4 protein-coding genes are annotated in these 15,169 nt (G+C 73.6%); 3 read left to right on the top strand and 1 reads right to left on the bottom strand.

The features are described 5' to 3' along the window. Positions 1-7: 7 nt before the first annotated feature. Complete coding sequence (locus ACZ38L_RS26590; RefSeq protein WP_465697854.1) at positions 8-10,738, bottom strand: type I polyketide synthase; 10,731 nt, start codon at positions 10,736-10,738, stop codon at positions 8-10. 556 nt (positions 10,739-11,294) lie between these two features. Between ACZ38L_RS26590 and ACZ38L_RS26585 the strand changes: the two genes are divergently transcribed. Genes ACZ38L_RS26585 through ACZ38L_RS26575 form a run of 3 tightly spaced genes read left to right on the top strand, consistent with a single transcriptional unit; the run spans position 11,295 to position 14,722 of the window. Beyond that, entirely contained in the window at positions 11,295-12,308 is a 1,014-nt protein-coding gene (locus ACZ38L_RS26585; RefSeq protein WP_465697852.1) for an ABC transporter ATP-binding protein, read from the top strand. After that, positions 12,305-13,147 carry an ABC transporter permease gene (locus ACZ38L_RS26580; RefSeq protein ID WP_465697850.1) on the top strand — a complete coding sequence of 281 codons (843 nt, stop codon included), beginning with the start codon at positions 12,305-12,307 and terminating at the stop codon, positions 13,145-13,147. Before ACZ38L_RS26585 ends, ACZ38L_RS26580 begins: the two co-directional genes overlap by 4 nt. Before the next feature lie 24 nt (positions 13,148-13,171). Next, positions 13,172-14,722, top strand: a complete 1,551-nt coding sequence (locus ACZ38L_RS26575; protein WP_465697848.1) for an ArnT family glycosyltransferase — start codon at positions 13,172-13,174, stop codon at positions 14,720-14,722. Positions 14,723-15,169: the final 447 nt, after the last annotated feature.

The raw sequence follows: 15,169 nt of genomic DNA, 5'->3' as shown, positions 1-15,169 counted from the left end.
GCCCGGGTCAGGAGGTTTCGAGCTCGTCGTCGAGCAGGTCGAACAGCTCGTCGTCGGTGGCCGATTCGATGTCGCTGTCGTCCTCCGCCGGGCGCTGGTCGGCACCGACGTGGTCCCGCCACTGCGCGAGCAGGGCCTGGAGGCGCAGGGTGACCCGCGTCCCGGTCTCCTCGTCGGTGGGAGTGGCCGCCAGGGCCTCGGCCAGCCGGTCCAGCTCGGCGAAGACACCCGCCCCGGCCGCCTGCCCGTCCAGCGGCAGCGCGGTGCGCAGCTGTCCGACCAGCTCGGCCGGGCTCGGGTAGTCGAAGACGACGGTGGCCGGCAGTCGCAGGCCGGTCACCGCGTTCAGGCGGTTGCGCAGCTCGACGGCGGTCAGCGAGTCGAAGCCCAACTCGCGGAAGCCGGCGGCCGGCTGAACGGCGGTGGCATCGGTGTAGCCGAGCACCGCCGCGACCTGCCCGCGCACCAGCTCCAGGAGGATGCGCTCCTGCTCGTCCGCGGCCAGAGCGGTCAGCTGCCGCACCAGCGCGGCGCCCGGGTCGGTCTCCGCGGTCCCGACCGCGCGCCGGGCCGGCTGGCGGATCAGGCCCCGCAGCAGCGCGGGCACCTCGCCCGACTCCGCTGCCCGGGCCCGCAGTTGGGCCAGGTCCAGGCGGGCCGGCAGCAGCACCGGGTCCGGCAGGCCGAGCGCCGTGTCGAGCAGCGCCAGACCCTCCTCCACCGACAGCGCCGCCACACCGCGCGTCATCCGGCGGGAGTCGGCCTCGGCCAGCTCGCCCGCCATGCCCCCGTCGTCCTCGGCCCACAGGCCCCAGGCGAGGGAGGTCGCGGGCAGACCGGCGGCGCGCCGGTGCTGCGCGAGCGCGTCCAGGAAGGCGTTGGCGGCGGCGTAGTTGGCCTGGCCGGCGTTGCCGAAGACACCGGCGGCTGAGGAGAACAGCACGAAGGCCGCGAGTTTCTGATGCTTCGTCAGATCGTGCAGGAGCCAGGCCGCGTCCACCTTCGGTCGCAGTACCGTGTCGATCCGGTCCGGGGTGAGCGAGGAGAGCACACCGTCGTCCAGCACACCGGCGGTGTGCACCACGGCGGTCAGCGGGTGCTCCAGCTCGGTCCCCAGCAGCTCGGCCAGTGCGGCACGGTCGGACACGTCACAGGCCGCGAACCGGGCCGACGCGCCCAGCTCCGCCAGCTCGGCGGCCAGCTCCGCCGCCCCCGGTGCCGCATCACCACGTCGCGAGACCAGCAGCAGGTGCCGCACGTGGTGCCGGGCCACCAGGTGCCGGGCCACCGCCCGACCGAGCGAGCCGGTCGCACCGGTCACCAGGACCGTGCCGGTGGTGTCGTACTCCGGGGCCGCCTCGGGTTCGTCGGTGGCCACCGCCGCCAGGCGCGGGGCGAGCGCCGCACCGGCGCGCAGCGCGAGCTGCGGCTCGCCCGCGTCGACGGCGGCGGCGAGCAGGGCCGGTGAGGCCGCGTCCCCATGGGGGTACCCGCCCCCGGCCTGACGGCCGGGAGGTGTCCCCGGGCCGGAGGCCGGGGGAAGGTCGACCAGCACGATCCGGCCCGGGTTCTCCGCCTGCGCGGACCGCACCAGACCCCAGACGGCGGCCGAGGCCAGGTCGCGAACGTCCTCTCCGTCACCGGCGGCCACCGCGCCACGCGTCACCACGACCAGCCGCGAGTCCGCGAAGGCGTCCTCGGCGAGCCACGTCTGCAGCAGCTCCAGCGCACGGTGGACAGCGTGGTGGGTGGCCGCGGCCGGGTCCGGGGCGGTGGCCGGTGCCACCGGCACCACGACCGTGTCCGGCAGGGCCTCGCCCAGCGTCGCCAGGTCGTCGAACCGCTCGGCGCCCGTCAAGCCGAGGTCGTCCTGCCCGAGCACCGCCACCACCCCGAGCGAACCGGCGGCGGGCAGCGCCACGCCCGTCCACTCGCAACGGAACAGCGCCTCGTGCCGCCCACCGGAAACCGCCAACTGCTCGGCGGAGAACGGCCGCAGGACCAGCGAGTCCACCGACGCCACCGGCGCACCGGTCCCGTCGGCCACCGCCAGCGACACCGCGTCCGCGCCGACGGCCGACAGCCGCACCCGCAGCTCGGCCGCACCGGCGGCGAAGAGCGACACACCCGACCACGCGAACGGCAGCCGACCCCGACCCGTCTCCTCCACCAGACCGCCCAGACCGATCGCGTGCAACGCGGCGTCCAACAGCGCCGGGTGCAGACCGAACAGACCCGCCTCCGACCGGCTCTCCTCCGGCAACGCCACCTCGGCGAACAGCTCACCGTCCCGACGCCAGGCCGCCCGCAGGCCCTGGAACACCGGACCGTAACCGAAGCCAGCCGCCGCGAAATCGGCGTACACCGACTCGACGGAGACCGGCTCCGCACCGGCCGGCGGCCACTGCGCCAGCCCGCTCGGCGCCTGGGCACCGCCGACCGCCAGCAGACCGTTCGCGTGCCGGGTCCACGGCTGGTCGGGCTCGGCGTCCTCGGCGCGCGAGTACAGGCTGATGGCACGCCGGCCCGCCTCGTCGGGCGCCCCGACCGCCACCTGCACCTGCATCGCGCCCCTGGCCGGCAGCACCAGCGGCGCCTCCAGCGTCAACTCCTCCACCAGGTCGCAGCCGACCTGGTCGCCGGCCCGGATCGCCAGCTCCACGAAGGCCGTTCCCGGCAGCAGCACCGTGTCGGCCACCGCGTGATCGGCCAGCCACGGGTGGCCGTCCAGCGCGAGCCGGCCGGTGAGGACATGGCCGTCCGCATCCGCGAGCGCCAGCGAGGCGCCCAGCAGCGGGTGATCCGCCGACCCCAGACCGACCGAGGCGACGTCACCGACCCAGCCGGTCTGCGGCCGGGGCCAGTAGCGCTCGCGCTGGAACGCGTAGGTGGGCAGCTCGACGAACCGCGCCCCGGTCCCGACGTACAGCGCGGCCCAGTCGACCCGGACCCCGCGCGCGTGCAGGCGTCCCAGGGCCGCGGCGACCGTCTCGGTCTCCCGGCGGTCGCGCCGCAGCAGCGGCGTCAGCAGCGCCGCGGTCTCCTCGACCAGGCAGTCCTGCGCCATCGCGCAGAGCGTGCCGTCCGGGCCCAACTCCACGAAGACGCGCACGCCTTCGCTCTCCAGGACCCGCACCGCGTCGCGGAACCGGACGGCCCCGCGCACGTGCCGCACCCAGTACTCGGGCGAGCACAGCTCCTCGGCGGTGGCGGCCCTGCCGGTCAGTGTGGAGATGATCGGGATCCGGGGCTCCGCGAAGGTCAGGCCCTCGGCGACCGTGCGGAACTCCTCCAGCATCGGGTCCATCAGCGGCGAGTGGAACGCATGGCTCACGGTCAACCGCTTCGTCCTGTGCCCGTCCGCCGCCAGCTTCTCGGCGATCTCCAGGACGGCCCGCTCGGCACCCGAAAGCACCACGGAGGTCGGCCCGTTGACGGCGGCGAGGCCGATCTCGCGCTCCCGGCCCGCGAGCAGCGGCAGCACGTCCTCCTCGCCGGCCTGGACGGAGACCATCGCACCGCCCGCCGGCAGCGCCTGCATCAGGCGACCGCGCGCGGCAACCAGCTCGGCCGCGTCGGCGAGGGAGAGGACGCCCGCGACGTGCGCGGCGGCCAGCTCGCCGACCGAGTGCCCGGCCAGGAAGTCGGGCCGCACGCCCCAGGACTCGACCAGGCGGAACAGCGCCACCTCGAGGGCGAAGAGGGCGGGCTGCGTGTAGGCGGTCTCGTCGATCAGCGCGTCCGCGTCCTTCAGCGGCCGCACCAGGTGCCGGTCCAGCTCCGCGCACACGGCGTCGTACGCCGCCGCGAACACCGGGAACGCGGCGTACAACTCCCCGGCCATGCCGGCCCGCTGGCTCCCCTGACCGGTGAAGAGGAAGGCCGACCTGCCGCCGACCGTCCCGACACCGACGGCCGCCTCGGCCGGCACCTCTCCGCTCGCCAGCAGCTCCAGCCCGCGCGACAGCTCCGCGCGGTCGCGCACCACCAGCGCGGCACGGTGGTCGAATCCCGCCCGTGCGGTGGCCAGCGAGTAGCCGACGTCCACGGTCGCCAGCTCCGGACGGGCCGCGAGGTGGTCCCGCAGCCTGGCCGCCTGGCCACGCAGGGCGTCCGGCGTCCGGCCCGAGAGCACGAGCGGGAGCACCGGCGTGCGACCGGCCACCGCGGGCCGCTCCGGCGCCTCCCCGACACCCGGGGGCTGCTCGATGACGGTGTGCGCGTTGGTGCCGCTGATCCCGAAGGAGGAGACGGCGGCCCGGCGCGGCTGCCCGGTCTGCGGCCACTCCCGCGCCTCGGTGAGCAACTCCACCGCACCCGCCGACCAGTCCACGTGCGTGGACGGCTCGGTGACGTGCAGGGTCCGCGGCAGCACCCCGTGGCGCATCGCCATGACCATCTTGATCACACCTGCCACGCCGGCGGCGGCCTGGGTGTGGCCCAGGTTCGACTTGATCGAGCCGAGCCAGAGCGGCTGGTCCTCGGTGTGTTCCCGGCCGTAGGTGGCGAGCAGTGCCTGCGCCTCGATCGGGTCACCCAGCGAGGTACCCGTGCCGTGCGCCTCGACCGCGTCGACCTGGGCCGCCGTCAGCCCGGCGTTCGCCAGCGCCTGGCGGATCACCCGCTGCTGGGACGGTCCGTTCGGCGCCGTCAGACCGTTGCTCGCGCCGTCCTGGTTGACCGCGCTGCCCCGCACGATGGCCAGCACCGGATGCCCGTTGCGCTGGGCGTCGGAGAGCCGCTCGACGAGCAGCATGCCGACGCCCTCGCCCCAGCCGGTGCCGTCCGCGCCCTCGGAGAACGCCTTGCAGCGGCCGTCGGGCGACAGGCCGCGCTGGCGGCTGAAGCCCACGAACGTCGCCGGGGTGGCCATCACGGTGACGCCACCGGCCAGCGCCATCGTGCACTCCCCGCTGCGCAGCGCCTGGATCGCCCAGTGCAGCGCGACCAACGAGGACGAGCACGCGGTGTCGACGGTCACCGCCGGACCCTCGAGCCCGAACGTGTAGGAGAGTCGTCCCGAGGCGACGCTGCCCGTGTCGCCGCCGCCCAGGTAGCCCTCGCCGGCGGCCGGGTCGTCCTGCAGACGGGTGGCGTAGTCGTGGTACATCACGCCGACGAAGACACCGGTCCGGCTGCCGCGCAGGGCGGCCGGGTCGATGCCGGCGCGCTCGAAGGCCTCCCAGGAGGTCTCCAGCAGCAGCCGCTGCTGCGGGTCGGTGGCCAGCGCCTCGCGCGGGCTGATGCCGAAGAACGTCGGGTCGAACTCGGCGGCGTCGTGTAGGAACCCGCCCTCACGGGTGTACGAGGTGCCGGGGTGCTCCGGGTCCGGGTGGTAGAGGCGCTCGATGTCCCAACCGCGGTCCTCGGGGAAGCCGGAGACCGCGTCCCGCCCGTCGGCGACCAGTTGCCACAGTTCCTCGGGCGAGGAGACCCCGCCGGGGAACCGGCAGCTCATGGCGACGATGGCGATCGGGTCGTCGTCGGCCGACGCGACCGCGGGGGCGGAACCGTCCCGCTGGTCGGGCCCGGCGCCGCCGACGAGTTCGGCCCGCAGCTGCCGGGCGAGGGCGTGCGGGTTGGGGTGGTCGAAGACCAGGGTGGCCGGCAGGCGCAGGGCGGTCACCGCGTTCAGGCTGTTGCGCAGCTCAAGGGCGCTGAGCGAGTCGAAGCCCAACTCGCGGAAGGCCCGGGTCGGGTCGACCGCCTCCGGACCGCCGTGACCCAGCACGGCCGCGGCGTGGGTCCGGACCAGGTCGAGGAGCAGGGCGTCCTGCTCCTGCGGGGGCAGGCCGGCGAGCCGAGCGCCGAGCGCGGAGGTCTCGGCGGAGGCGCCGGAGGCGGCACGGCGCATCGGCGACCGGACCAGGCCGCGCAGCAGGGACGGCAGCGTGCCCGCCTCGGCCTGGGCCCGCAGACCGGCCTGGTCCAGCCGGACCGGTACCAGGACCGGCTCGCCCGACAGCATCGAGGCGTCGAACAGGGCCAGGCCCTCCGCCGGCGAGAGCGGCAGCACCCCGCCACGGGCCATCCGCTCGACGTCGGCCGCCATGCCGCCGTCCTCGGCCCACAGGCCCCAGGCCAGCGACGTCGCAGGCAGGCCGGCGGAGCGGCGGTGCTCGGCGAGTGCGTCCAGGAAGCTGTTGGCCGCCGCGTAGTTGCCCTGGCCGGCCGCGCCGAACACCCCGGCGGCCGAGGAGAAGAGCACGAAGGCGGCAAGATTCTGACTCTTCGTCAGTTCGTGCAGGTGCCAGGCCGCGTCCACCTTCGGTCGCAGCACGGCGTCGACCCGCTCGGGGCTGAGGGAGGAGAACACGCCGTCGTCCAGCACGCCGGCGGTGTGCACCACGGCGGTCAGCGGGTGCTCCAGCGAGCCCACCAGCTCGGCCAGCGCGGGACGGTCGGACACGTCACAGGCCGCGAACCGCGCCTCGGCGCCCAGCTCCGCCAGCTCGGCGGCCAACTCCGCCGCGCCCTCGGCCGCTTCGCCCCGACGCGAGACCAGCAGCAGCCGCCGAGCCCCGTACCCGGTCACCAGGTGCCGGGCGAACAGCCCGCCCAGCGAACCCGTCGCGCCCGTGAGCAGCACCGTGCCCTCAGGGTCCAGGTCCACGGGCGTCACCTCGACGCTCGCCGGCACCCGCGCCAGACGCGGCGCGAACGCCTCGCCCGCCCGCAGCGCCAGCCGCGGCTCACCGGCGTCGACCGCCCGCGACAGGGCGCCCAGCGAGCCGGCCTCCTCGTCCAGGTCGACCAGCACGATCCGGCCCGGGTTCTCCGACTGCGCCGAACGCACCAGACCCCACACGGCAGCCGACGGGAGATCACCGCCGGTCGCCCCGCCAGTCACCACCACCAGGCGGGACTCGCGGAACGTCTCCTCCGCCAACCAGCGCTGGACGAGCGCGAGCACCCGGTGCACGGAGGCGTGCGTGGCAGTCGCCACATCACCCGACTCCGGCCGCACCGGCACCACGATCGTGTCCGGCACGGCTTCCGTCAGCTCGCCCAGCTCCTCGAACGGCACCGCGCCCGCGAACCCGAGGTCGTCCTCGCCCAGCACCGCCACCGCACCGAGCGAGGCGGCCGGCGGCAGCGCCACGCCCGTCCACTCGCAACGGAACAGCGCCTCGTGCCGCCCACCGGAAACCGCCAACTGCTCGGCGGAGAACGGCCGCAGGACCAGCGAGTCCACCGACGCCACCGGCGCACCGGTCCCGTCGGCCACCGCCAGCGACACCGCGTCCGCGCCGACGGCCGACAGCCGCACCCGCAGCTCGGCCGCACCGGCGGCGAACAGCGACACACCCGACCACGCGAACGGCAGCCGACCCCGACCCGTCTCCTCCACCAGGCCGCCCAGACCGATCGCGTGCAGCGAGGCGTCCAACAGCGCCGGGTGCAGACCGAACAGACCCGCCTCCGAGCGGTGTTCCTCCGGCAACACCACCTCGGCGAACAGCTCACCGTCCCGACGCCAGGCCGCCCGCAGGCCCTGGAAAGCCGGACCGTAACCGAACCCGACGGCGGCGAAGCCCTCGTACACCGACTCGACCGGCACCGCCTCCGCACCCACCGGCGGCCACTGCGCCAGCTCGAACGACGCCGACCGCTCGCCGACCGCCAGCAGACCGTTCGCGTGCCGGGTCCACGGCTCGTCCTGCTCGGCGTCCTCGGCGCGCGAGTACACGCTCAGCGGCCGACGCCCCGAGCCGTCCGGCTCGCCCACCGCCAGGCACAGCCGGAGCGCGCCCACCGCCGGGACGACGAGCGGCGCCTCCAGCGCCAGCTCCTCCAGCAGGCCGCAACCCACCTGGTCGCCGGCCGCCACCGCCAGCTCCACGAACGCCGTCCCCGGCAGCAGCACCGTGTCGGCCACCGCGTGATCGGCCAGCCACGGCTGCGCGTCGAGCGACAACCGCCCGAAGAGCAGGAGACCGTCCGCGTCGGGCAGCGCGACCACGGCGCCCAGCAGAGGGTGATCGACCGACCCGAGGCCGGACGCGGTGACATCGCCTCCGGGGACGACACCGGCGTCCAGCCAGTAGCGCTCCCGCTGGAAGGCATAGGTCGGCAGATCGACCCGCCTGGCGTCGGTGCCCGTGAAGACGGCTGACCAGTCGAGCCGGACCCCACGCACGTACAGCTGGGCCAGGCCGGCGGTGAAAGCCTCAGCCTCGGCACGATCCCGCCGCAGCGCCGCCGCGAACACCGCCTCCTCGGTCACGCACTCCTGGCCGAGCGCGGAGAGCGTCCCGTCCGGCCCCAACTCCAGGAAGCTCCGGACGCCCTCGCTCTCCAGGGCCCGCACGGCATCGGCGAAGCGGACCGCCTCGCGGACGTGGCGCACCCAGTACTCGGGCGAGGTCAGGTCGGCAGCCTGGTCGAGGGTCGAGACGATCGGGATCTTCGGCTCGTGGAACTCCAACCCCTCGGCCACCGCACGGAACTCGGCCAGCATCGGGTCCATCAACGGCGAGTGGAACGCGTGGCTCACCGTCAGCCGCCTCGTCTTGCGACCCTGCTCCGCCAGCTTCTCGGCCACCGCCAGTACCGCCGCCTCGGCACCCGAAAGCACCACCGAGGTCGGCCCGTTGACCGCCGCGAGGCCCAACTCGGCCTCCCGGCCGGACAGCAGCGGCAGCACCTCGTCCTCGGCCGCCTGCACCGCCACCATCGCACCACCGGACGGCAGCGCCTGCATCAACCGACCACGCGCCGCCACCAGCTTCGCCGCGTCCGCCAGCGACAACACACCCGCCACATGCGCGGCCGCCAATTCACCGATCGAGTGCCCGGCCAGGAAGTCCGGCCGCACACCCCACGACTCCACCAACCGGAACAGCGCCACCTCGACCGCGAACAACGCCGGCTGCGTGCAAGCCGTCTCGTCGATCCGCTCACCCGCGAAGACGACATCCTTCAACGGACGGCCCAAGTGCCCGTCCAGCTCCGCGCACACGGCATCGAACGCCGCCGCGAACACCGGGAACGCGCCGTACAACTCCGCACCCATACCGGCCCGCTGACTCCCCTGCCCCGCGAACAGGAACGCCAGCCGACCCGCCGAACCCGCGCTCCCCAGCACCGCGCGCGCCGCCGACCCGCCGCTCTCCAGCGCCTCGATCGCCGCCAGCGCCTCGTCGCGGTCACGAACGAGCAGCGCGGCCCGCTGCTTGAGGGCCGCCCGGGAGGTGGCCAGCGAGAAGCCCAGGTCCGCCACGTCGAGGTCGGCGTCGCCGGCCAGGTGCTCCCGCAGGCGCGCCGCCTGGGCGCGCAGGGACGTCTCGTCCCGCCCGGAGACCACCAGCGGCAAGGGCCGCCCAACCGGGCCCGCCACCCGCGCGGCGGGCTCCCGCACCGGCCCCTGCTCGACGATCACGTGCGCGTTGGTCCCGCTGACGCCGAAGGACGACACCGCCGCCCGGCGCGGCCGACCTGTCTCCGGCCAGTCCCGCGCCTCGGTGAGCAGCTCCACCGCACCCGCCGACCAGTCCACGTGCGGGGTCGGCTCGTCCACGTGCAGGGTCTTGGGCAGCACACCGTGCCGCATCGCCATCACCATCTTGATGATGCCGCCGACGCCCGCCGCCGCCTGGGTGTGACCGATGTTCGACTTCAACGAGCCCAGCCACAGGGGTCGTTGACGGTCCTGTCCATACGTCGCCAGCAGCGCCTGCGCCTCGATCGGGTCACCCAGCCGGGTCCCCGTACCGTGCGCCTCGACGGCGTCGATCTGCTGGCCGGTCAGCCGCGCGGAGGCCAGCGCCTGGCGGATCACCCGCTGCTGCGCCGGTCCGTTGGGGGCGGTCAGCCCGCTGCTGGCACCGTCCTGGTTGACGGCCGAGCCGCGCACGATCGCCAGCACCGGGTGCCCGTTGCGCTGGGCGTCGGCGAGCTTCTCGACGAGCAGCATGCCGACGCCCTCGCCCCAGCCGGTGCCGTCCGCCGCCGCCGCGAAGGACTTGCAGCGGCCGTCGGCCGCGAGCCCGCGCTGGCGGCTGAAGTCGACGAAGGCGTTGGGGGTGGACATCACCGCGACGCCACCGGCCAGCGCCAGCGAGCACTCACCGGCCCGCAGCGCCTGGACCGCCCAGTGCAGCGCGACCAGCGAGGAGGAGCAGGCCGTGTCGACGGTGACCGCCGGGCCCTCCAGGCCCAGCACGTAGGCCACCCGACCCGAGGCGACGCTGCCCGAGTTGCCGTTGCCCAGGTAGCCCGCGACGCCCTCGGGGACGTCCAGCAGCCGGGAGGCGTAGTCGTGGTACATCACGCCCGTGAAGACGCCGGTGGCGCTCCCGCGCACCGAGTCGGGGTCGATGCCGGCGCGCTCGAAGACCTCCCAGGAGGTCTCCAGCAGCAGCCGCTGCTGCGGGTCCATCGCCAGCGCCTCGCGCGGCGAGATGTTGAAGAAGTCGGGGTCGAACTGGGCGGCGTCGTGCAGGAACCCGCCCTCGCGGGTGTACGAGCTGCCGGGCTGCTCGGGGTCGTCGGCGGCCAGGGCGGCCAGGTCCCAGCCACGGTCGTCGGGGAAGCCGGAGACGCCGTCGGCGCCGGTCGCGACGAGCTGCCAGAGGTCCTCGGGGGAGCGCACGCCGCCCGGGTAGCGGCAGGCCATGCCGACGATGGCGATCGGCTCGGGCTCCTGCTCCTCGAGCTCGCGAAGCCGCCGGCGGGTCTCACGCAGGTCGGCGGTCGCCCGCTTGAGGTAGTCGAGGAGCTTCTCTTCGTTCTCCACGTTGTCCGTCACACCCCTGAACCGGCCGTGAGGGTCGTGCCGGTCGCTGCGCGACGTCTGAACACGTCGCCGAGCGGATCGGGCATGACCACCAATTGATCGACCACCAATTGATTCGTGATGAATAGCGCGCGCCCGCAGCTCCCCGCCCGCCCGGGAAAGACTCCCTGACTATTCCGACATCGGCGTCCCGCACAGTTCCGGTATCGGTGTTCGCGCTCGCCCGCCGGTTCGTCGTGCCGTTGCCGGCCGATATTCCCGGTGGACCGGTGGAACATAATTGCTGCTCCGCCACGCTAGCAGCGGCCCACAGCCGGGGGCATCCCCTACCCTCCCCCTAGCCCCCCTGTTTCAGAGGGGTCGCGGATCGCGGCAGGCTTACCCAAGTGGCCATCATGCTATACATGGTGGACGCAGTTCCGTGTCCCATTTCATCCGGCGCATGACGTCGTGTCAGGATGCGCGTGAACTCCTCGCCGCGCAGCTCTCATGCCGCCGTTATCGCGTCCCGCCCGATTCGCAGGCATCAATGAATACAGCACGCGCACCACAGGACGTGGATTCCGCCGCCGTCGTCGTCGACCGGCTGGTCAAGAGATACCGCAATCGCGAACAACCCGCGGTGGACGACCTCAGCTTCAGTGTCAGCCCCGGCGAGGTGTTCGGCCTGCTCGGCCCGAACGGCGCCGGCAAGTCGACCACGGTGGGCGTCATGACGACCCGGGTGGCCCCGACCTCGGGACGGGTCACCATCCTCGGGGTCGACGTGGCGGCCGACCCGGCCACCGCCCACCGGACGTTCGCGGTCGTCCCGCAGCGGAACAACCTCGACCGCTCCCTGACCATCCGCCAGAACCTGCTCTTCCACGCCGGCTACCACGGCATGGGCCGGGCCGAGCGCAACCGGCTGGCCGACGGGAGCCTGGAGTGGGTGGGCCTCACCGACCACGGCAAGGCCCGGGTGGACGAGCTCTCCGGCGGCCAGGCCCAGCGGGTGATGATCGCCCGCGCGCTGATGCACCGACCGCGGGTGCTCTTCCTGGACGAGCCGGCCACCGGCCTCGACCCGCAGTCCCGGCTCTTCATCCACGAGCGGGTGGCCGAGCTGAGCGCGGGCGGGGTCACCGTCGTGATCACCACCCACGACATGGAGGAGGCCGCCAAGCTCTGTGACCGGGTCGGCATCGTCGATCACGGCAAGCTGCTGGCGCTCGACTCGCCGCAGGCGCTGACCGAGTCGCTCCGCGGTACCGGCAGCCTGACCGTCTCGCTGCGCACCCCCGCCCCCGAGGACCAGAACGACGTGGTCCGAGCGCTGGAGAAGACCGGCGGGGTCGAACGGGTCGAGACCGTCGGGCCCGCCGAGCCGGCCGCCGACGGGACCGCCACCGACACCCCCGCCCCGAACGCCACGCGACTGCGGATCTACACCACCGGCCAGCCCACGGCGGCGCTGCCCGCCGTCGTCGGTGTCCTCACCGAACTGCACTGCGACCTCGACGACGTGTCTCTCGCCAAGCTGACCCTGGAGGACGTCTTCATCGAACTGACCGGGAGGGAACTCCGTTGAGCAGCACCACGTCGACCATGCCTCTCAGCGGCGGCGACACCCACGGCGGTACCCGCGCCGGCAGTGCCGCGGCCCGGGCGTTCTTCTTCATCCTCTGGCGGGACATCTTCGTCACGGGTCGCGAACTGGTGCCGTTCCTGGCCCAGGTCGTGGTGGAACCGTTCTTCATCCTGTTCGTCTTCGGCAAGGTCCTGACCGGTCTCGGATACGCCGGCCACGGCTTCCAGCAGGTGCTGCTGCCCGGCGTGGTGGCGCTGAGCGCCTTCCTGGTGGCCCTGCAGAACACGGCCTTCCCGCTCATCGTGGACTTCTCGTTCACCAAGGAGATCGAGGACCGGCTGCTCTCCCCGATCCCGCTCGCCCTGGTCGCGGTGGAGAAGCTGGTCTTCGGGGCGGTCCGCGGCATGATCGCCGCCGCCGTGATGATCCCGATCGGCTTCCTGCTGCTGGACGACGTGTCCTGGCCGTTGTCGAGCCTGCTGCCGATCACCGGCGTGCTCGCGCTCGGCTCACTGGCCGGCGCCACGCTGGGGATGACCATCGGCACGGCGGTCGAGTCGCGGCACATCAGCATCATCATCACCGTGGTGCTGACCCCGCTGATGTTCACCGGTGCCACCCAGTTCCCGTGGTTCGGCCTCGCCAGCGTGCGGCCGTTCCAGGTGATCTGCGCGCTCAACCCGCTGACCTACGTCAGCGAGGGGATGCGGGCCGCCCTGATCCCACGCGCCGACCTGCACTCGATCCCGCTCTGGATCGACGCCGCCGCGCTCGCGGCGGCCTGCCTGCTGTACGGGCTGCTCGGCATCCGCGGCTTCCGCAAGCGAGCACTGGACTGACCACCGTGGAGGAGTGGAGGAATCTTGAGCCAAGCAACTGACCCCGCCGCGGCCGCGGCCCCGGCGCCCGCGGAGACACCGAATTCCGAACAGCCGCCGGCCGGCTGCGAACCGCTCGCCCTGCGGCCAGTGGCGATCATCACCGGCATCCTCACCCTGGCGCTGCTGGCGACCAGCGCCAGATACGGCTACTACGGCGACGAGCTGTACTTCCTCGCCGCCGGCAAGCGCCTCGCCTGGGGTTACGCCGACCAGCCGCCGCTGGTGCCGCTGCTCTCGCACGTCCTGGACACGCTGGCCCCGGGCAACCTGGTGGTGCTGCGACTGCCCGCCACCCTGCTGAGCGGGGTGGGCGTGGTGCTCTGCGCCCTGATCGCCCGGGAGCTGGGCGGACAGCGGCGAGCCCAACTGCTCAGTGCGGGCGCGTTCGCCGTGTCGCCGATCGTCGTGGTCTTCGGCCACCTGATGATCACCCCGACCCTGGACGTCTTCTTCTGGACGCTGATCAGCTGGCTGCTGGTGCGCTGGATCCGGCTGCGCGACGACAAGCTGCTGCTCTGGCTCGGCCTGGCCGCCGCGCTGGGTCTGCAGAACAAGTACCTGGTCGGCGTCTTCCTGCTGACCCTGCTCGTCGCGGTGGCCGCGGTGGGCCCGCGCGAGCTGCTCACCCGGCCCGCGCTGTGGGCGGCCGGCGCCTTCACGGTGCTGGCAACGGCGCCGAGCCTGCTCTGGCAGGCCCAGCACGGCTGGCCGCAGTCGCAGATGACCAGCGTGATCGCGGCCGAGGACGACCGCCTCTTCGGCGGTCAGGTTCTCTTCCTGCCGCTGGCGTTGGCCTTCGCGGGCTTCCCCCTGATGCTCCTGATGTGCGCCGGCCTGTGGCGGCTGCTGCGGATGGAGGAGCTGCGGACCTACCGCTTCCTCGGCTGGGCCGCGGTGGGTACGACCGCGTTCTTCCTGGTCACCGACGGCCGGGAGTACTACGTCGCCGGGCTGTTCCCGGTGCTCTGGGCGGCGGGCGCGGTCTCGCTCCAGCACAGACCGGCCGCTCGCGGCTGGCGCTGGGCGTTCAGCCGGATCGCCTTCGTGATCTCCGCGGTGGTCGCGGTGGCCGAACTGCCGCTCTACCCGCTCGGCTCGGCCACCGGCCCCCTGCAGGCCGTCAACTTCGCGGCCGCCGACACCATCGGCTGGCCGCAGCTCTCCCACACGGTCGCCGCCGCCTACCACGCGCTGCCCGCCGACGAGCAGCGACAGGCGGTGATCGTGACCGACACCTTCTGGGCCGAGGGCGCACTGGAACGCTACGGTCCGGCCCTCGGCCTGCCGAAGGTCTACAGCCCGCAGCGCGGTGCCTGGTACTTCGGCCCGCCGCCGGACACCGCCGGCGTCGTGCTGTACGTCGGCGGCGACGAGGCCAAGCTGCGCGCCGAGTTCACCACCGTGCGCCAGGTGGGCACCATCGACAACGGCTACGGGGTGAAGAACACCGAGCAGGGCAAACAGCTCTGGCTCTGCCAGGACCCGCACACACCGTGGTCCCAACTCTGGCCCTCGCTACGCGAGTTCGCCTGAGCAGCAGCCCCCACTTCGGCCCGCCGGCCCGCCCGGCGGGCCGAAGTGCTGCCGTCACGACACCGCGGTCACCGCGACGGGAATCGACGAGCCGGGCGCCTCTGACAGGCGTGGCCGCCCTGCGGGAATTCGTGTCGGCACGGAGAACCGCCGTCGACGACGGCGTGCCGCCGACCGCCTCGCCGACGGTCCGCATCGCCCCACTCGACCAGCCGGCTTCGGTGCTGGTAGTTCCGCCGGGCGAACCGCACGGTGCCCCACACGATCCACTGGCCCGCACCGAACAACGTGGCCAGGGCGCCGAACCTCGGCAACGGGTTCGGCCCGCTTCGAACTCCCGTAGCGCGTCGCCCACCACCAGGAGGGGCATCGACGCGGGCGAAGCCGCGCAGCATCCGGCACACCACACGACCGCCCCGCTGGACCGGGACGGTGCTCCGGTCCAGC

The organism is Kitasatospora sp. NPDC024654, from assembly GCF_055559155.1.
The sequence above is the reverse complement of the archived record's forward strand: the minus strand, read 5'-3'. Positions and strand labels throughout refer to the sequence as shown.